Raw genomic sequence first — 328 nt, 5'->3', positions numbered from 1 at the left:
GGAAAGAGATGTTTTGGTCAAGAAGTTTTTGCTTGCTAACTACTGGTGGTTCGCCAATAGACGTAGTAAAAGCATATATTGAAAATCAAAGTGAAAAGTGAGGTGAAATGATATGACAAAGCTGAATAAAGCATATAAATTCCGTTTGTATCCAACAGAAGACCAAGCACATCTTATACGTAAAACCTTCGGTTGTGTACGTTTCGTGTATAACAGAATGTTAGCTGAATGGAAAGAAGCGTATGAAAAACATAAAAATGATAAGGATCAACTAAAGAAACAAAAGCTTCCCACTCCTGCAAAATACAAAGCAGAATTTGAGTGGTTA

At 35.1% G+C, this 328-nt stretch carries 2 protein-coding genes; both read left to right on the top strand.

Translation table 11 applies throughout. From position 1 onward, the window contains the following. Positions 1-101, top strand: a 101-nt coding sequence (locus QO049_RS31045) for a transposase (protein ID WP_284489831.1), incomplete at its 5' end; no start/stop codon positions are given. Between the two features lie 11 nt (positions 102-112). Next, the coding region (locus QO049_RS31040) for a helix-turn-helix domain-containing protein (RefSeq protein WP_284489830.1) at positions 113-328 on the top strand (216 nt) is incomplete at its 3' end.

The sequence above is a fragment of the Bacillus sp. RB3 genome (assembly GCF_030164735.1).
GTDB classification, from domain to species: Bacteria; Bacillota; Bacilli; order Bacillales; family Bacillaceae_G; genus Bacillus_A; species Bacillus_A cereus.
Note: the sequence above shows the minus strand (reverse complement) of the source record. Positions and strands in the feature narration are given on the sequence as shown.